Below are 257 nucleotides of genomic sequence, written 5' to 3'. Positions count from 1 at the left end.
ACAACCTGGCGCAGTTGCAGCGCTGGGCGGGTGCCTTGCAGCAGGTTATCGACCGGCACGACATCCTGCGTACTGCTGTGGTCAGTGAAGGGTTGGAGCACGCCGTGCAGGTGGTATGGCGTGAAGCGCGGATGCAGGTGTGCGCAATCGACGGCTTGGCCGCCGGCTCGGTGATCGACGCCTTGCAGGCACGCTTCGACGCCCGCCACCAGCGCCTGGACCTGTCGCGTGCACCGCTGTTGCGCCTGCTGCATGCC

At 66.9% G+C, this 257-nt stretch carries 1 protein-coding gene; it reads left to right on the top strand.

What is annotated here, in order from left to right:
• Positions 1-257 (top strand): condensation domain-containing protein (locus SB725_RS32310; RefSeq protein ID WP_410923581.1); only part of this gene is annotated, 257 nt, incomplete at both ends.

Source organism: Pseudomonas sp. SIMBA_041, from assembly GCF_046535095.1.
GTDB classification, from domain to species: Bacteria; Pseudomonadota; Gammaproteobacteria; order Pseudomonadales; family Pseudomonadaceae; genus Aquipseudomonas; species Aquipseudomonas mucoides.
Note: the sequence above shows the minus strand (reverse complement) of the source record. Positions and strands in the feature narration are given on the sequence as shown.